The organism is Halobacillus dabanensis (assembly GCF_900114165.1).
GTDB classification, from domain to species: domain Bacteria; phylum Bacillota; class Bacilli; order Bacillales; family Halobacillaceae; genus Halobacillus; species Halobacillus dabanensis.
The window spans coordinates 435,620-452,230 of sequence record NZ_FOSB01000001.1; the positions used below are offsets into that span (position 1 = coordinate 435,620).

Sequence of the window (16,611 nt, forward strand, 5' to 3'; positions counted from 1 at the left end):
CTACTTTGGCAAAGCGACTATCCTCCACATGGAACATCCTTATTATGAATTGGACAACGTTGTGTGGGAGCGACATAATTCAGGCGACAGGAGAAGAACAGAAAAGGAAAGGGAAGAATACTTAAGAGAACTACTTCAATCGGAAGAATGGATTGTGGAAGGTGTGCACAACGAATCATGGGTAGCAGAAAGCTTCCATAAGGCAGATTTGGTTATATTCCTGGATACGAAATATTCAGTCAGAACCTATCGAATCATCAAACGATTCATTTTTCAAAAACTTTGTTTAGAGAAGTCGAATTACAAGCCGACGATAAAAATATTTTTTAAGATGTTCAAGTGGAACAAACAATTTGAAGAAGGCGGCAAGCCAAATTTTTTTAATGTGTATGCAGACCTTCAGAACAAAGTCTTCATTGCCCGAACTAACAGGTGCATCAATAGGTTCTTTAAGGATTCTACTTCGGCTGTCAATTGATAAATGAATAGTTAGTTATCCATAACATTTTTATAAAGGGGAGATTGTATGGTTATGAAGCCTTCAGATATACGAATGAGTTTTAGAACAGAAGAAAATACGGGGACAACTTCAGGGATGTGTGAAAAATATACTCAGGCGAACCTCGTCACACTGCCTAAAGCTTACGCATTCGATTTCTTATTGTTCTGCATGAGAAATCCGAAGCCATGTCCATTAGTGGAAGTGATGGAAGCGGGACAGACCGTTCCAAAGGTTGCTGAAGCAGATATCCGGACAGACTTGCCGCGCTATCGGATTTACCGGGATGGGAAGTTCACAGAAGAGGTTTTGAATATCTCCGATGTATGGCAGGAGGATTTTGTCACATTTCTGATCGGATGCAGCTTCACTTTTGAACAAGCACTTTTGGACGAAGGCATTCCATTGTTTCACCAGGTGCAGAAAAAAGTGGTTCCGATGTTCGATACGACGATTCCTTTAGAAACAGCCGGGATTTTTAAAGGGAATATGGTCGTAAGTATGAGAGCGGTACCTAATGAGTTAGTACAGCGTGCACTTTCCATTTCTGATCGTTTTGAACAATCGCACGGAAGCCCTGTCCATATCGGTGATCCGGAAGAGATAGGGATTACAGATTTGCAAAAGCCAGATTATGGGGAAGCGGTCGATTTTGATCCTGCCAAAGTCACCCCTGTATTTTGGGCATGTGGAGTGACTCCGCAGAACGCCGCATTGCAGGCGAAGCCCACCATCATGATTACTCATGCTCCTGGTCATATGCTGATTACAGATCAAATGGATGCGAATTACTAGTCTGGTTATTTCTTCGAGAACACTCCTGGACAAACAGGATGTAAGGAAATGGATGATATTTTTTATGTGAAGCGGTTAATTGAGTTTGCTGGGCAAGCATGGAAAAGAATTTAGTATCCCGATGGAATAACTTCTTTTTATTGAGGGGAAGCTGAATGAATGGATGCTTCTGAACGTAAATTATTGCAATTTAAGCTATGAGGATTAAAATAGATATAGGTGAAAAACGTTTGCTTAGAATCGAAGCAAATGATAAGTTTTTCTTTAATAACTTCTTTTAGCACAGGAGAGATACATATGGACACACAATCAGAAATGAAGCTCTTTACTTTGAATTCCAACGAACCATTAGCCCAAGAGATCTCGGAGATTTTAAAAGTGCCTTTAGGAAAAAGTTCTGTCGTCCGTTTCAGTGATGGCGAGATGCAAGTCAACATCGAAGAAAGTGTACGTGGAGATGATATTTATCTTGTTCAATCCACTTCCCAGCCTGTCAATGAACACGTGATGGAGCTTTTAGTCATGGTAGATGCTTTGAAGCGAGCGTCTGCTAAAACGATCAATGTCGTCATCCCTTACTACGGGTATGCGCGCCAGGATCGCAAAGCCCGTCCACGTGAACCGATTACAGCGAAGTTGATCGCCAACCTACTGGAGAAAGCAGGCGTATCCCGAGTGATCACTTTAGATTTACATGCCCCACAAATCCAGGGCTTCTTCAATATTCCGGTGGATCAGTTGCAGGGAATCCCGATTTTAGGGAAGCATTTTAAAAAGAAAGATATTGATGATCTGGTTGTCGTCGCGCCTAATACAAGTGGGATGAATCGGGTCAGGAAGATGGCCAACATATTGGATGCCCCACTCGCTTTCATCGATAAGCGAAAAGCGGAGCCAGGCATGCCGGAAATAAGAGATGTAGTCGGAGATGTGGAAGGGAAAAACGTCCTTATCGTCGATGACATGATGGATACAGCAAGTACGGTTACGGTAGCAGCTGACATCCTTCATGAAAACGGCGTCAACGACATTTATGCTTGCGGTACACACGCCGTTTTATCTGACCCTGCTGTAATAAAAATTGAACAATCTCCGATAAAAGAATTAGTGATCACAAATTCCATTTTCCAGCCGGAAGAGAAGCAGATTGATAAAATGACGATTCTTTCTGTCGCTCCTTTGTTAGCAGATGCATTGGTACGTGTCCAGCACGAATATTCTGTGAGTGTACTGTTCGACTAATATATATTTTAGAAGCACTTCCTGCTAGTGAACAACAAAAAATTCCCGTTTTATCCAATCTAGCAGCTCATGTACTGACATGAGCTGCTTTTTTCATGTCCTTATTTTTTACAGGCATAAATAGTAAATGTATGGCGTGCTGTACATGCTGGATTCACAGCTCACAGTCAGTTAGGCTACCACAGCCCCCATTTGCTTCCACATCCTATCATTCCTTGCCAAACTGTGACTTTGACGTGATGTACGGACATCTCTATAATTAATCTTTATGTGAAAAAAGTCGAAGAACAAGAGGAGTATTCGTTTTCTGAACGTGTAAAGAACAAAACCATTTATATTCGTAATAGATTTACAAATAATCTTAACTATAGCAGGTTAAATAACCTAGGAGGAAAATAATGAACGAAAAAACGAATAGGAGAACGAGGATGGACTGGATCACATTCAGTATCAGTGGAGGCTTTCTCGTGTTATTTTTATTGATGTCTCTTTTAAACAAAGACCTGATGGGAGAATGGATCTCAAGCTCGTTCGACTTTTCCGTTACATTCTTTGGAGCCTTTTGGCAATTGCTACTGCTCGCTACATTTGTAGTTGGTATCTCGTTAGTATTGTCGAAATATGGAAAAGTGAAATTAGGAAAATTGGACCGTCCTGAAAACGGATGGTTCCGTTGGGTATCCATGATTCTTTGTACATTGCTGGCAAGTGGCGGGGTTTTCTGGGCTGCCGGGGAACCGATTTATCACTTCTTGACGACGCCTCCGCTTTTTGCAGATGAGGGGATGACAAGTGCTCAGGCAGTCGTACCTGGTTTAGCTCAAAGCTTTTTCCATTGGGGATTCACCGCATGGGCTTGTTTAGGGACGGTAGCTACGATTGTACTTATGTATGCGCACTATCATAAAGGCTATCCTTTAAAGCCACGGGCGATTTTGTATCCGATGGTAGGGGAGAAGATTTTCAATAAGAAAAGTTTCATCGGAGCGACCGCCGATATTGTTTCTGTCATTGCCGTAGCAGCAGGTACGATCGGACCGATCGGCTTTTTAGGATTACAAGTCGGTTATGCGCTCAATTATTTGTTCAATATCCCGGATACTATTTTTACTCAGTCACTGGTGATCATTTTCCTTGTGACGATTGCTGCCATTTCTGCTGCTTCTGGAGTGGATAAAGGTATTCAACTTCTCAGTCGTCTGAACGTCGGTTTTGCAGTCGTATTAATGATTGCCATGCTCATTCTAGGACCAACCATGTTCATCATCGATTCATTCATCGCTGCGGAAGCTTTTCAAATTCAAAACTTTCTCCGTATGAGTCTTTACCGCGGAGATAGTGGTTGGCTCGGTTACTGGACTGTATTCTTCTGGGGTTGGTTCCTCGGTTTCGGACCGGCGATGGCGATGTTCATCAGTCGTATTTCCAGAGGACGTACAATCCGGGAACTGATACTTGCAGTAGCGATCATTGCTCCGATTGTCAGTAACTTCTGGTTCGCCGTTGTAGGAGGATCTGGTCTGTTTTATGAGTTAGAGGCCCCTGGTGCTGTCTCTACGGCCTTGAATGAAACAGGAATGCCTGCTGCCGTCATGGCGATTATGGAACAAGTACCATTCGGGATGGTTATGGCAGCTGGATTTTTAATCGTTACGATCATCTTCGTCGCAACCACAGCTGACTCAATGTCGTATTCTGTAGCAGTCACGATCACAGGTGACACCCATCCACCACGTGGCCTTCGTGTGTTTTGGGCATTGTTGTTTGGCGGTATCGCTGCCACCCTGCTCGGTATTGGGGAAAGCAGTATTCAAACATTGCAAAACTTCATCGTGGTCACCGCAGTTCCTGTTTCTTTGTTATTATTACCGCCTGTCTGGTTAGCACCGAAAGTCGCTAAACAGATGGCGAAGGAACAAGGGCTTATCAGGGAAAATAGTGTTCCAGTAGAAAAAGAAAATGACCGTAAAATATCATAAATAAATGAAAGCCGCTTTCTATCCCTTATTCAGATTAGTAAAGCGGCTTCTTTATTATGTTTTACCACCTGATTTCAATTATTTTAGTGTAATAATGTACCCGTGATAAGGCAACTGATTAGTGTTAATATTGGATTATTTCCATTGGATTACCGCCCTTTTTCCTTTTAAGTTCGTCTAATTATTAAGATGTACAATAAGATCGGAAAATGGTTTCTGGAACAAAAATCACAAAGTGTTTTATGAGGTGATATTTTACCAGGTCTCTCCAATCTCGTGGTAGATGTTTTTTATTTACAGGAAATTTATGGTTTGGTACGTTGTACTATATACGATATCCTTTGGGGGAAAATAGTGAAGTTAGAAAACGAGCCTGCTTTTGCAGTAATGATGTGAAAATTGAAGTGACAAAGTGACAAATACTTCCGAAAAAGGGGTTGGAAACCATATGATGGGGAAAATTTTAAATTGGTCATTATATGCATTGGGGGCATTATCTCTTATTGTAATTGGGGTGATTGCTTGGGGTGTCATTTCAGGATTACATAGTGCAGAATCCATCACGGAAGAACAGGAACAGAAAATGCAGGAGGTCAACAAACCTACGGAACAAAAAGAAATTGTCAAAGTCCACGAAGATGGTATTCCTACAGAAGAAACTTTCCAACAACAAATTCACAACATGACACACCAAAAAGTCATAGCGGCAGAGAAATGGGGGAAACAGCAAATCACCCCTGAACAAATCGATCGGTTGCTTGGAATTTTGAAAACGATCGAAGAAACCGAACGCCATTACGAACATTTCGATTTTTACAAGAAAACGTTGGAAGCGTGGGATGGAGGCAACTTTTCAAACTCCGTTATGGTTCACAATACAATATGGGAATGGCAAAATGGTTCGGTCGGAAAAGCAACGGGCCTTCTATCTGAAGAAGAAGAACGCCAATATATTGAAAATAATTTTTAATAAAGAAAAAACGAAACGGAGTGTTTTACTTATGCTTAAAAATATCGAACAATAAATTTAGGTTTCTTCCACCTCCTATAAGGGAAAATGACACTTATATTACAAGATAAACAGGAGGAATCATTATGCCTAACGAAACTAAACAAACCTTCCACATTACAGACTATAACGACTTCAACCGTGTCTGTGTTGAAAACGACGGATTAGCTTTTCCGGAACTTAAAAAAATGATGGAAGACTACATATTAAGTCAGGACAGCATGGGGTTTAAAGAATGCTGGATCCAGGATGAGCAGGTGGAACAGGGAGAGGTAAGAGCGGTTCAAGTTAATTTCCTGGATACGAATACTAATAACTTCATACGTCTTTGGGGTTCTAAAAATAAAGATAATGATCAAGTATTGGATATGAAAGTGGATGCGATTGACTTGAGTACGGAAGAAGTTGTTTATGAACGTCAATTAGTATAATAAGAAAGAAGGAGATTAGTCTGATGTGCTAATCTCCTTCTCTATATCTTATGAGTTAACAGTCGTCCCTTTAACCTGCTTCACGAATTCTTTCATAATCGAGGGTAAGTCTGGCCAGGCGTGACCGGATACGAGGTTATGATCGACGTAATTCATTTCATCCATATATTCGGCTCCGATACTCTCTACTTCAGGTCGGCAAGCATGATAGGCGGTCAATTTACGTCCTTTGACGATTTCTGCAATCGTGGTCAAAACCAGGCTTCCGTGGCACATGACTGCAATCGGTTTTTCTGCAATGAAGAAATGGCTGACGATTCCTGGTAGATCATCGTGCATGCGGATGTGTTCAGGAGCGCGGCCACCCGGAATGATGAGTGCATTGTAATCGTTGGGATCGACATCTTCAAAGGTTTTGTTGGCATCAATCATGTATCCCTTTTTCTCTGTGTACGTCTCCCAATCTTCAAAATCGTGAATCACTGTGTTCAATTTCTTTTGATGGGGAGCAGCGATATCCACTTCAAAACCTTCCTCCAAGCAACGGAAATAAGGGTAATACACCTCTAAAGCTTCGACGGCATCACCGGTGACAATCAAGACTTTCTTAGCAGCCATTTTTTCAACCTCCTAAAGTAGAATTACACACACTGTTTATTCCCTGATAGTATCCAAATTCAAACCTATATTTGAAAAATCATCCGGAGACGATTAAAGGGGTGATCCGTGGTAGAAATATGACATGAAAACTAACAGGGAGAAGCATTAGCTGTCATGTTTTCATGATAAATTATTGGTAGAGTGAAAATAAGGGAGGGAAACGCCATGACTTGGGTACAATCGATGCAAAAGGCGATTGATTTCATGGAACAACATTTACTGGAGGACATCTCCATGGAAGAGATCGCGCAAGCTGCTCATACATCACCTTTTCATTTTCAGCGCATCTTCAACCTTCTTACCGATACGACGGTGGCGGAATATTTGAGAAGGAGAAGGTTGACGCTTGCTGCGCAGGAATTGAGAAAGGGAGAGCAAAAAGTCATTGATCTTGCCTTCCAATATGGCTATGAAACTCCTGAATCATTTTCCCGGGCGTTTCGGAAACAGCATGGAATCTCCCCTAGGGAAGCAAGGGGTTACAACGGGAAGATGATGGCATATAACCGCCTGGTCATACAGGTGAATTTGAAAGGAGCCGATCCAATGGAGTATGAAGTGGTAGAAAAAGAAGCATTTCAAGTTGTCGGTGTGAAAGAGGAATTTTCATGTGTGAACGGGGAGAACTTGAAGGGAATCCCGCAAATGTGGGGCAAGGTAAATAGCAATGGGACAGACCAGAAATTACTGAAACAAAACAATGGTCCAGTAAAAGGTTTGTTAGGCATATGTGTCGATAAGACTGCGGTAAAGGAGAACCATATTGACTATTGGATTGCGGCCGCTCATGATGGTGGGGATGTGGAAGGTTTGAAATCCCTTGAAGTACCGAAAGCGAAGTGGGCCATTTTCGGCGTTCATGGTGCCATGCCACATGCGATGCAGGACACATGGAAAAAGATCTATTCTGAATGGTTCCCATCAAGCGGCTATAAAAATGCTGGTGGTCCCGAGCTCGAAGTCTATCATGATGGGAATCCAGACAGTGAAAATTATTACTCCGAAATATGGATTCCGGTTAAATAGTTGAAGGAAGCGCAGTCCTTTTGTCGGGTTGTGCTTTTTCTTTTGCAATAAAGGATTTTACTGTAAAATGTAGAATTTTATTTAAAGGTAAAATCAAGCGGATTTTTCTAGTATTATACAATGCAAGAAAAATCGGTCATATTTAAAAAGACCATAAACGAGGGGGATGAACTGTACGGTGAGCTGTTTTTCAGGAGTGTATCAGATTAATGTGAGGGTAAAGGAAATCAAGAAGGCAATCGAGTGGTATAAAGATATTCTTGGCTTGAATGTCCAGAAAGATCACGGGAAAACCGTCGTCCTTGGGCAAGAGAAAGGAATTCCGGTTTGTTTGATTGAAAAAGACTCACACCTTCCGCTTCCTGACAACCTCGAAGGAACCCATCCTGTCTTCATCATCTCATCCAACAGTGTAGAATATTGCAAGCAATCCTTGATGGATCAGGGCGTCACTGTTCTAGAGGGTGGAAGTGAGGGGCACTTCAAATTCAGAGATTTGGATGGCAATCTCTTAGAAGCTTATTTACCCGGTCTGTATGAGGAGGACCGGTTCAAACCATATCGCTAAAAAAAGAAAGGAGAGAAGCGACGTTGTTGCTCCGTGAACTAAGACAAGAAGATTGGAAGAGTATCCATACATATGCCTCAAAAGAAGAGGTCTCTCGATACCAGTCGTGGGGGCCGAACACGGAAGAAGATACCCAGGACTATGTCCAGCACCTGGTCCATGAAGTCAGGCAGGCTGAACCTCGAAAATACGTCTGGGCGATTCTGCGTGAATCCGATGAAGAGCTGATTGGCGTGGCGGAATTGAAAATTCTTGATGAATACCACCAAACAGGCGAAGTGGCTTATATTTTGCACCCGGATGAATGGGGGCAGGGGATTGGAACGGAAGTAGCGAAGCGGTTAATTCAAGAGGGTTTTGAAACATTTGACCTTCACCGGATTCAAGCGACCTGTCATCCAGAAAACAAGGGATCGATACGGGTGCTGGAGAAGTGTGGCATGCAGATGGAAGGAAGGTTGAGGGGCCATTTGAAAATGAAAGAAGGGCGGCGGGATTCCTTTCTTTTCAGTGTGCTGAATGATGAGTAAGTGGCAAGGATCCGCAGCGATCTGTATTAATGACAAGAACGAACTTTTGATGGTGCTCCAAGGAAAACCACAGGAAAAGAAAACCTGGACCGTTCCATCAGGTGGGATTAAAGAAGGAGAAACCCCTGAACAGTGCTGTAGAAGAGAAACTTTTGAGGAAACAGGATACATTGTAAGCGTAAAAGAACGACTGAAGATAAAAAACGGATTCATAGGAGAAATAGCTGTTGAGGTCGCTTACTTCTCGGTCAGTAGGACTGGTGGTCAGATGCAAATCCAGGATACTGACAGTCTGATCCATGAGATTCGCTGGGTGTCCCAAGAAGAACTTTTACACTTGGAACTCTCTTTTCCAGAAGATTTGTCTTTTTTGATCGCTGTTTTGAAAACAGAAAAGAATGAAGGGGTGGAACGGGCGTGAAGCTGCTTATTATCGGAGGAACGAAATTTCTAGGAAGACATATCGTGGAATCAGCTTTGAAGGAAGGGCATGAGGTGGCATTATTCCACCGAGGAAAGACCAATCCAGGTTTATTTGACGATGTAACTTATATTTATGGCGACAGGGAAGAGCGAGAAGATTTGCAAAAGCTGGGAGACCAGGAATGGGACGCCGTCATCGATACGTGTGGGTATAAACCTTCGACCGTTTCCAAAAGTCTGGATGCCCTTAATGGATGTACGAAAAAGTATGTCTTCATCTCCACTATTTCCGTCTATCCCGATTTCACTTCTGTGCAGAACTTGGATGAATCTGAAGAACCGATGACGCTTACGGATGAAGGACTTGAGAAGGCGGAAAGGTTGAAAGAATTCGATCCAAGTCTTTATGGTCCGTTGAAAACTCATTGCGAACAAGAAGTTCAACAACAAATGAAAGAGAAAAGCATCATCATTCGCCCAGGCTTGATTGTTGGTCCATATGATCCAACAGACCGTTTTACCTACTGGCCTACCAGGATTGCTGAGGGAGGGGAAGTGCTCGCTCCCGGAAGGAAAAATCAACAGGTTCAGTTCATAGACGTAAGGGATTTGGCGGAATGGGTGGTCAACCTTTCCGCAACAGCGCATTCAGGTGTCTTTAATGCCAATGGTCCTGACTACAAGTTGACGATGAAAGATTTTCTGGAGAGTTGCGCTTCTTCGCTGAACGAAGAAGTGACGTTCAGATGGGTTCCTGCAGAGTTTCTAATGGATGAGGGTGTCAAGCCCTGGATGGATCTCCCTGTATGGATTCCGACAGAAGATGATTTCAGCCAGGATGTGTCGAAAGCAATTAAGAGTGGACTGAAATTTAGACCGATTCACGAAACAATTATAGATACGTATCAATGGGACAACTGGAGGACTAATGAGGAAAGAAACGCTGGGTTAACAAAAGAGCGGGAAAAAGAGATATTGAAAAAATGGGATAGGAAGGGGGAAAATGCTGGCATTGATCCTGATTGATGTCAGAACGGCCTCGTCGAGCAAGGGGATTTCAATATAGAGTTGAGTTAGGATGGAAAAGCTGATTCATATATTCAGAGATCGAGATCTTCCTGTTGTTTTTATGAAGCATGAGGATGAGGAGGAAGAAAGCCCGCTTTTTAAAGGGAGTAGGGGGCAGATATTGATTCCTCCTTAAAAGAATATGCGGATGTAGTGATAGAGAAGAAAACCCCAAGCTCCTTTTATCAAACGTCATTAGATGATTTTCTTACAGAAGCTGGGGTCGATCAAATTTTTATTACAGGTCTAAATTCAGAGTATTGCGGCCTGTTCCCGAGTATCGCTGGATTTGATCTGGGGGGCACGAGGTCACGGTGATTGAAGAGGCAACAGGTACGGTGTATAGATTGAACTTATGACATGAAGGGCATAGACATTAAGGATTTTATCGGAACGGTTCTGGATAGTCCGAAACTGTTGAAGTCATTGATACTTCGGGGTTTGAACACTTGTATAGGGCATGTGATGTCCTTAAAGCATTTGGAGGTTTTATGGTAGGGGTATGGAAAAACATAAACACTCATTACAAAGGAGGAAAATCGTATGAAAAGCCCGATTCAAAACGAGGTGGGAGCTATTTTTGTTCCGGTCCGAGATATTGAAAAAGCTCGCGACTGGTATTGCGATTTACTTGGTGTGCCAGCGGACGGAGATATTCCAGGTGGGCATCTCTATGTGCTGCCGATGAAGCATGCAAGAGTCGTCCTGGATAGTAAGATTTATTCTGATGAAGCAGTATACCAGATCCCTGCTTTTCATTTTAATACAGAGGATATCGAGGCAGCTTATACATTCATGGAAGAGAAGGAGGTCGAACTGGTCACTGATATTCAATTCGATCACTTTTTCAATTTCAAAGACCCTGATGGAAATCTGTTGATGATCTGTCAATGTTAGGAGGAAAACGATGATTTTACATACAGAGGTATTAGGAGACGGGGAGCCTCTCGTCTTTCTACACACAGGGTTACAAACAGGTTTGACTGACTTTGAACAACAACGGGAGTACTTTCGCTCAAAAAAACAAGTTATTTTACCGGATTTAAGGGGACAAGGAAAGTCAACGGCAGATGATCTGAATGACTATTTCCGAAAGTCTGCGGCTGATTTGGCTGACACTTTGACATCTTTACAGGTGGAATCAGCCCATATTGTCGGTTGTTCATTCGGAGCGTTGGTTGGATTGATCTTTGCTAAAGAATTTCCAGAATTTGTCCGGACTTTAACCATCTCTGGAATAATTCCTGAGAAGCCGGCCAATTGGGAGGAAATGAACGCAGAAGAAGCGGAGTTTCGTAACCAGCTTTTAGCAGACAAAGAGGCCGTCGCTCATTTTAATCAGCTTCACGGGGAAGGGTGGAAGCAGTTCATACAACTAGGAGGAGATTCGGGCTGGTATCCATTTGATGAAACAAACTCCCTGGAAACTTTGAAGATGCCCGTTTTATTTATGGTAGGAGAAGGACTCACTCACGAGGTTAATGGTGTTACACTATATCCGCAGCAATCAGAACTTGTTCATGTTGCTGTAATTCCTTTTGCATCCCACCTCGTTCATACTCAACAGCCTGAAATATATAACAAGGTATTGGAAAGGTTCCTATTGGAAGAGAAAGCATAGATATGTTTCCATTGTCTTTATAGTTTTTTCATTATCAAGGCTTAGTGTTTAGAGACTTATAGGAAGCAAAATTTTGATCATCTAGATACATAATGAAAATAGTCTATCATTTCTGAGTAAAGTCTTGGGAAGTTTTTGAAAGAAGCAGGAGGAGCATCCATGAATATTCCGAAGCACATCGTTTCAGCAGCAACTATTATTCTGAATGAAAACAAAGAAATATTATTAATCAAAGGACCTAAACGAGGGTGGGAGATGCCAGGTGGGCAAGTGGAAGAAGGAGAATCCCTGAAAGAGGCGGCTGTTCGGGAAGCGAAAGAAGAATGCGGACTTGATATTGAAGTGAGCAAGTTCTGTGGGGTATTCCAAAATGTCGAGCGTTCCATATGTAATACGCTTTTCCTTGCAAAGCCTGTTGGAGGCCACCTGACAACGACCGAAGAAGCGCTGGAGGTAGGTTTTTTCTCATTGGAGAAAGCCCGCGACATGGTGACATGGGGTAATTTTTGGCAGCGGATCGAACTTTGTTTAGAGGAAAGCAGCCAGCCATTTTTTGTAAGTTTCTAAAAACAAAAGCGCATGCGCCCTGAAAGACACGACACGCATAAGCAAAACGGCTGGAGGAAGCGATCTTTCTTCCACCGGACGGATTGCTTATGTCGCGAGTGTCTGGGCGCAGGAGCTGGATAAAAACAAAAGCGCATGCGCCCTGAAAGACACGACACGCATAAGCAAAACGGCCGGAGGAAGGCGACCTTTCTTCCACCGGACGGATTGCTTATGTCGCGAGTGTCTGGGCGCAGGAACTGGATGAAAACAAAAGTGCAAGAGCCCATTTTGTAAAGCTAAAGCCATTGCAACAAGAACATCGCAATGGCCTTTATATTAAACAGCTTCCTGATAAGCACGCTCTCCGGAAGGATGCAGCCGATAATACAGCGGGTAGAACCTTGTATAACAAAGTTGGATGATAGGACCGAGCAAAATCATTGGTGCGAGCGTTCCTAACCCGACCGGTCCCCCTATAATTAAAGCGAGGCTTGTCATGATGACCGCCACCACAGTTTGACCTGTCTGGAGGCTCAATTTGAAACGGGCACTGACAGCCAGGAATAACTGATCGACAGGAGCGCGCGGGAATTGCGGCAAAATATAGATGGCGACACCTAAACCGATGAAGGCTACGCCGGCTAATAGAGTTGTGACTTGCAAGAAAAATGGAGCTGTCGTCAAATCGACACGCGCGAATACGATTTCCAACCAAAAGTCTAAAATTAAACTTTCCAATATGACAGGAATAACTGCCCTTGCTTCCGGGAGATTGTTCATTAGCTTTGCATTTATAAAAATGATGAGTAGTTGAAATGCTCCGTACCAGAATCCTACCGTATAACCAAGGTGATCGCTGACTCCGATAAAGAAGGAAGTCCAAAATCCAGCCCCTAATGTAGCATTGATCAAAAGGGCTACACCGAAAAAGTTAATGAACATTCCAACCAAGTAAATCGTGGCACGATAAAACATGACAAACGCCTCCCTTCCATAAAAAAGTGATCACGACCGAGATATATCTCAGAATCGTGATCACATTTTATTAGCGATTATTTTATAGGTCAATCAAAAAAATCAATATAAAATAAAAAAATCAAAGTAAACGATTTCACTGTTTTCAGGTGGATGAAAAGTACAGAAATCGAGCTTTTAATAAGGATAAAGGGGATTATGCATGTATCTCTTTATTTTCCGGGATTATAAATAGAATTTCATATGGTTGCAAGCGATTATCAATAGTTGGATTTGCAATTGGAATCCGCTCACTTCTCTTACATCCTATGTGTGGATAGGTAGTCGCTCGATTTCGAAGTAGTTATTATGGCAAGGAGCCGTTTCCTGTAACCCTTCGCTCCCATAACCGATAATATTAAAAGACTTTTGTTGTCCAGTCTTCACAGTTCCATACATCTGTAACCACATCCTGATAAAACTCAGGTTCGTGAGAGATGAGCAGGACGCTGCCTTTATACTCTTTCAACGCACGCTTCAATTCCGCTTTAGCATCCACATCCAGGTGGTTCGTCGGCTCATCCAAAACAAGCAGATTCGTTTCCTTGTTGATCAGTTTACATAAACGGACCTTCGCTTTTTCACCACCACTCAACACCTGTACTTTACTCTCGATGTGCTTTCGAGTCAGACCACATTTGGCTAGAGCTGCACGCACTTCGTACTGGGTGAAATGGCGAAACTCTTCCCAGACTTCTTCGATACACGTGTTGTCACTGATATTCTTCAATTCCTGTTCAAAATATCCGATGTGAAGGTGATCCCCGAGTTCAACCGTGCCTGACACAGGTTGGATTTCACCTAGAATGCTCTTCAGTAGTGTAGTTTTTCCGATTCCATTGGCGCCGGATAAGGCAATTTTCTGTCCGCGTTCCATAGATAAGTTCAGCGGTCGGGACAAAGGTTCGTCATAACCGATGACAAGGTCTTTCGTTTCGAACAAATACTTACCAGGAGTCCGTGCTTGTTTGAAATGGAACTGTGGTTTCGGCTTCTCTGCGTCCAATTCAATGACATCCATTTTATCAAGCTTTTTCTGACGGCTCATCGCCATTTTACTTGTCGCGGCGTTCGCTTTATTGCGGGCGACAAAGTCCTTTAAGTTAGCGATTTCTTTCTGTTGCTTCTTGTATGCAGCTTCTAATTGTTGTTTTTTCATGTCATACACACGCAAAAACTCATCATAATCGCCAGGGTAGCGAGTCAATTCTTGATTTTCCATATGATAGATCAAGTTGACGACACTGTTCAGGAACGGAATGTCATGCGAAATGAGGATGAAGGCATTCTCATATTCCTGAAGATAAGTGCGGAGCCATTCGATATGTTCGACGTCAAGATAGTTGGTCGGTTCGTCCAGAAGCAAAATATCCGGCTTTTCCAGAAGAAGTTTTGCGAGCAGCACTTTTGTACGCTGACCGCCACTGAGGTCATGGACATCACGTTCGAGTCCGATTTCATTCAGACCGAGACCATTCGCCACTTCTTCCACTTTGGCATCAATGGTGTAAAAATCATTGTTTGTCAATGCATCTTGCAGGACGCCTGTCTCTTCCAGCAATTCTTGCAGTTCATCTGGATCCACTTCGCCCATCTTAGCAAACAAGTCGTTCATTTCTTGTTCCATATCGAACAAATATTGAAAAGCCGTACGCAGGACATCCCTGATGGTCATGCCTTGCTTCAGGTCGGCATGCTGATCCAAATAGCCGATACGGATTCGTTTTGACCATGTGATACTTCCTGCGTCCGGTTCGAGTTTGCCTGTAATGATATTCATAAATGTCGACTTGCCTTCACCGTTTGCGCCGATCAAGCCGATGTGTTCACCTTTTAATAAACGGAATGACACGTCTTCGAAAATCGCACGATCTCCAAAGCCGTGACTTAAGTTTTTGACTGTGAGTAAGCTCATTGTAGTTAACACCTTTTCCTTCTGAGAGTTAATCCTTTCTTATTATAATGCTCTTCTTACTTAAGCGACAGGGATAAGAGTAAATTGGTAACTATTTTTCTCGTTGTAAATGTTTTTCTTTTTTGCCCTTCCTATTGGATGACAGCTACTATGGTTTCATTTTCTGAACAGATGCTTCAGTGGCCCAGTCCCCTCATACCTTTTACGGCCATTGGTTGCAGCGAATGGAAAAGGGAGAGTAAAACATGCAGAGCAAGGGTAAAGTAGAAGAAAAAGCGGGAGGGTGAAAGTTGATGACTTATGACTGCATTATCGTCGGTGGAGGAATAGCGGGATTGCAAGCAGCCATTATGCTCGGAAGGTTCCAGAGGAAAGTGATGATCATAGATGGAGGGGAAGGACGTTCCTCCTTATGTAAGCAATATAACAATATACTCGGCTTTCCAGAAGGTGTTAGTGGAGAAGAGCTGCGCACACGAGGTTTTGCTCAAGCCCGGAATTTTGGTGCAGAAAGGCTGCAAACAGACGTAGATTATGTACATAGTGGATTTAATGTGGGGACAAAAGATGGCAATACCTATAATGCTAAGACGATTTTATTCGCTACAGGGATAGAGGAACGATTTCCGGATATACCAGGGATTAAGCCATGCCTTGGAAAGTCTGTTTATGTCTGTCCTGATTGTGATGGTTACGAAATCATTGGCAGAAAAACAGTAGTGGTGGGCAATGGTGATGCGGGAGCAGGTTTGGCGATCGCTCTCAAGTATTGGAATGAAGAAATCACTTTTATTAACCACGGTGCAGAACCCTTGTCTCTTGAAATGCAAGGAAAGCTTCGTGAAAATAGAATATTTGTTCAACAAGTGAACGTGAAAGAACTCGTCCATACGGATGGGTTCATGGAAAAAATAGAAACAGAGGGAGGGCTTTTAATCGATGCGGAGAAAGTTTTTCTAGGGTTCAGCGGGAATCGAGTGCGTTCTGAACTAGCGGTCAACATTGGCGCGGAAACGAATGAGAAGGGTCATCTTCTTGTCCACCCCCGGACAAGGATGACGAATGTGGAAGGAGTCTGGGCGGCGGGGGATGTGGTCGATCATTCACAACTAGTGACAACAGCGATGGGAGACGGCTCCCATGCAGGGGTTTGGATTCACAAGTGGTTACATGGGTAAAAGCTGTTTTTTTTGATTTTACCTTGTTGATATAGGATAATTTTAACTATATTAATTTTTTCGTATTGGTAATTCTCATGTTTTATGGAAGGTATGTGTACATT

At 42.8% G+C, this 16,611-nt stretch carries 19 protein-coding genes; 16 read left to right on the forward strand and 3 right to left on the reverse strand.

Annotation, left to right across the window (positions count from 1 at the left end; genetic code table 11):
• Positions 1–28 precede the first annotated feature (28 nt).
• From BMZ58_RS02225 to BMZ58_RS02250, 6 genes are all read left to right on the forward strand, one after another.
• Positions 29–478, forward strand: a complete 450-nt coding sequence (locus BMZ58_RS02225) for a P-loop NTPase family protein (RefSeq protein WP_425268634.1) — start codon at positions 29–31, stop codon at positions 476–478.
• A gap of 54 nt (positions 479–532) precedes the next feature.
• Positions 533–1,294: a putative hydro-lyase gene (locus BMZ58_RS02230; RefSeq protein WP_075035101.1), complete on the forward strand. Its 762-nt coding sequence runs from the start codon at positions 533–535 to the stop codon at positions 1,292–1,294.
• Between the two features lie 297 nt (positions 1,295–1,591).
• Positions 1,592–2,536, forward strand: a complete 945-nt coding sequence (locus tag BMZ58_RS02235) for a ribose-phosphate diphosphokinase (RefSeq protein WP_075034910.1) — start codon at positions 1,592–1,594, stop codon at positions 2,534–2,536.
• Positions 2,537–2,934: 398 nt separating this feature from the next.
• The gene (locus BMZ58_RS02240) at positions 2,935–4,515 is read left to right on the forward strand and encodes a BCCT family transporter (RefSeq protein ID WP_075034911.1); all 1,581 of its coding nucleotides are present in this window, start codon (positions 2,935–2,937) and stop codon (positions 4,513–4,515) included.
• A gap of 451 nt (positions 4,516–4,966) precedes the next feature.
• On the forward strand, positions 4,967–5,485 hold the full coding sequence (locus BMZ58_RS02245; RefSeq protein WP_208601389.1) for a DUF6241 domain-containing protein: 519 nt from the start codon (positions 4,967–4,969) through the stop codon (positions 5,483–5,485).
• A gap of 125 nt (positions 5,486–5,610) precedes the next feature.
• Positions 5,611–5,955 (forward strand): hypothetical protein, encoded by a 345-nt coding sequence (locus tag BMZ58_RS02250; protein ID WP_075034912.1) that lies wholly within the window; start codon positions 5,611–5,613, stop codon positions 5,953–5,955.
• Between the two features lie 48 nt (positions 5,956–6,003).
• On the opposite strand, the gene BMZ58_RS02255 is transcribed toward BMZ58_RS02250, so the two are convergent.
• Positions 6,004–6,573: a DJ-1/PfpI family protein gene (locus BMZ58_RS02255; protein ID WP_075034913.1), complete on the reverse strand. Its 570-nt coding sequence runs from the start codon at positions 6,571–6,573 to the stop codon at positions 6,004–6,006.
• 207 nt (positions 6,574–6,780) lie between these two features.
• On the opposite strand from BMZ58_RS02255, the gene BMZ58_RS02260 reads away from it, so the two are divergent.
• The 9 genes from BMZ58_RS02260 to BMZ58_RS02300 all read left to right on the forward strand — a co-directional run bounded on the left by BMZ58_RS02260 (position 6,781) and on the right by BMZ58_RS02300 (position 12,418).
• Positions 6,781–7,641, forward strand: a complete 861-nt coding sequence (locus tag BMZ58_RS02260; RefSeq protein ID WP_075034914.1) for an AraC family transcriptional regulator — start codon at positions 6,781–6,783, stop codon at positions 7,639–7,641.
• Between the two features lie 196 nt (positions 7,642–7,837).
• Positions 7,838–8,209, forward strand: coding sequence for a VOC family protein (locus BMZ58_RS02265; protein WP_208601390.1), 372 nt, complete (start codon positions 7,838–7,840; stop codon positions 8,207–8,209).
• Positions 8,210–8,232: 23 nt separating this feature from the next.
• Positions 8,233–8,739 carry a GNAT family N-acetyltransferase gene (locus tag BMZ58_RS02270; protein WP_075034916.1) on the forward strand — a complete coding sequence of 169 codons (507 nt, stop codon included), beginning with the start codon at positions 8,233–8,235 and terminating at the stop codon, positions 8,737–8,739.
• The gene (locus BMZ58_RS02275; RefSeq protein ID WP_075035103.1) at positions 8,732–9,160 is read left to right on the forward strand and encodes an NUDIX hydrolase; all 429 of its coding nucleotides are present in this window, start codon (positions 8,732–8,734) and stop codon (positions 9,158–9,160) included. Before BMZ58_RS02270 ends, BMZ58_RS02275 begins: the two co-directional genes overlap by 8 nt.
• Complete coding sequence (locus BMZ58_RS02280) at positions 9,157–10,188, forward strand: SDR family oxidoreductase (RefSeq protein ID WP_075034917.1); 1,032 nt, start codon at positions 9,157–9,159, stop codon at positions 10,186–10,188. Before BMZ58_RS02275 ends, BMZ58_RS02280 begins: the two co-directional genes overlap by 4 nt.
• Before the next feature lie 195 nt (positions 10,189–10,383).
• Complete coding sequence (locus BMZ58_RS21400; protein ID WP_244151470.1) at positions 10,384–10,548, forward strand: isochorismatase family protein; 165 nt, start codon at positions 10,384–10,386, stop codon at positions 10,546–10,548.
• A 225-nt stretch (positions 10,549–10,773) separates the two neighbouring features.
• Entirely contained in the window at positions 10,774–11,127 is a 354-nt protein-coding gene (locus tag BMZ58_RS02290) for a VOC family protein (protein ID WP_075034918.1), read from the forward strand.
• A gap of 10 nt (positions 11,128–11,137) precedes the next feature.
• The gene (locus tag BMZ58_RS02295) at positions 11,138–11,851 is read left to right on the forward strand and encodes an alpha/beta fold hydrolase (protein WP_075034919.1); all 714 of its coding nucleotides are present in this window, start codon (positions 11,138–11,140) and stop codon (positions 11,849–11,851) included.
• Between the two features lie 159 nt (positions 11,852–12,010).
• Positions 12,011–12,418: an NUDIX hydrolase gene (locus tag BMZ58_RS02300; protein ID WP_075034920.1), complete on the forward strand. Its 408-nt coding sequence runs from the start codon at positions 12,011–12,013 to the stop codon at positions 12,416–12,418.
• A gap of 318 nt (positions 12,419–12,736) precedes the next feature.
• On the opposite strand, the gene BMZ58_RS02305 is transcribed toward BMZ58_RS02300, so the two are convergent.
• Both BMZ58_RS02305 and BMZ58_RS02310 read right to left on the reverse strand, forming a co-directional pair.
• Complete coding sequence (locus BMZ58_RS02305; protein ID WP_075034921.1) at positions 12,737–13,375, reverse strand: YczE/YyaS/YitT family protein; 639 nt, start codon at positions 13,373–13,375, stop codon at positions 12,737–12,739.
• Between the two features lie 397 nt (positions 13,376–13,772).
• Positions 13,773–15,329, reverse strand: coding sequence for an ABC-F family ATP-binding cassette domain-containing protein (locus BMZ58_RS02310; RefSeq protein WP_075034922.1), 1,557 nt, complete (start codon positions 15,327–15,329; stop codon positions 13,773–13,775).
• Positions 15,330–15,622: 293 nt separating this feature from the next.
• On the opposite strand from BMZ58_RS02310, the gene BMZ58_RS02315 reads away from it, so the two are divergent.
• Complete coding sequence (locus BMZ58_RS02315) at positions 15,623–16,507, forward strand: NAD(P)/FAD-dependent oxidoreductase (RefSeq protein ID WP_075034923.1); 885 nt, start codon at positions 15,623–15,625, stop codon at positions 16,505–16,507.
• The last annotated feature ends 104 nt before the right edge of the window (positions 16,508–16,611 follow it).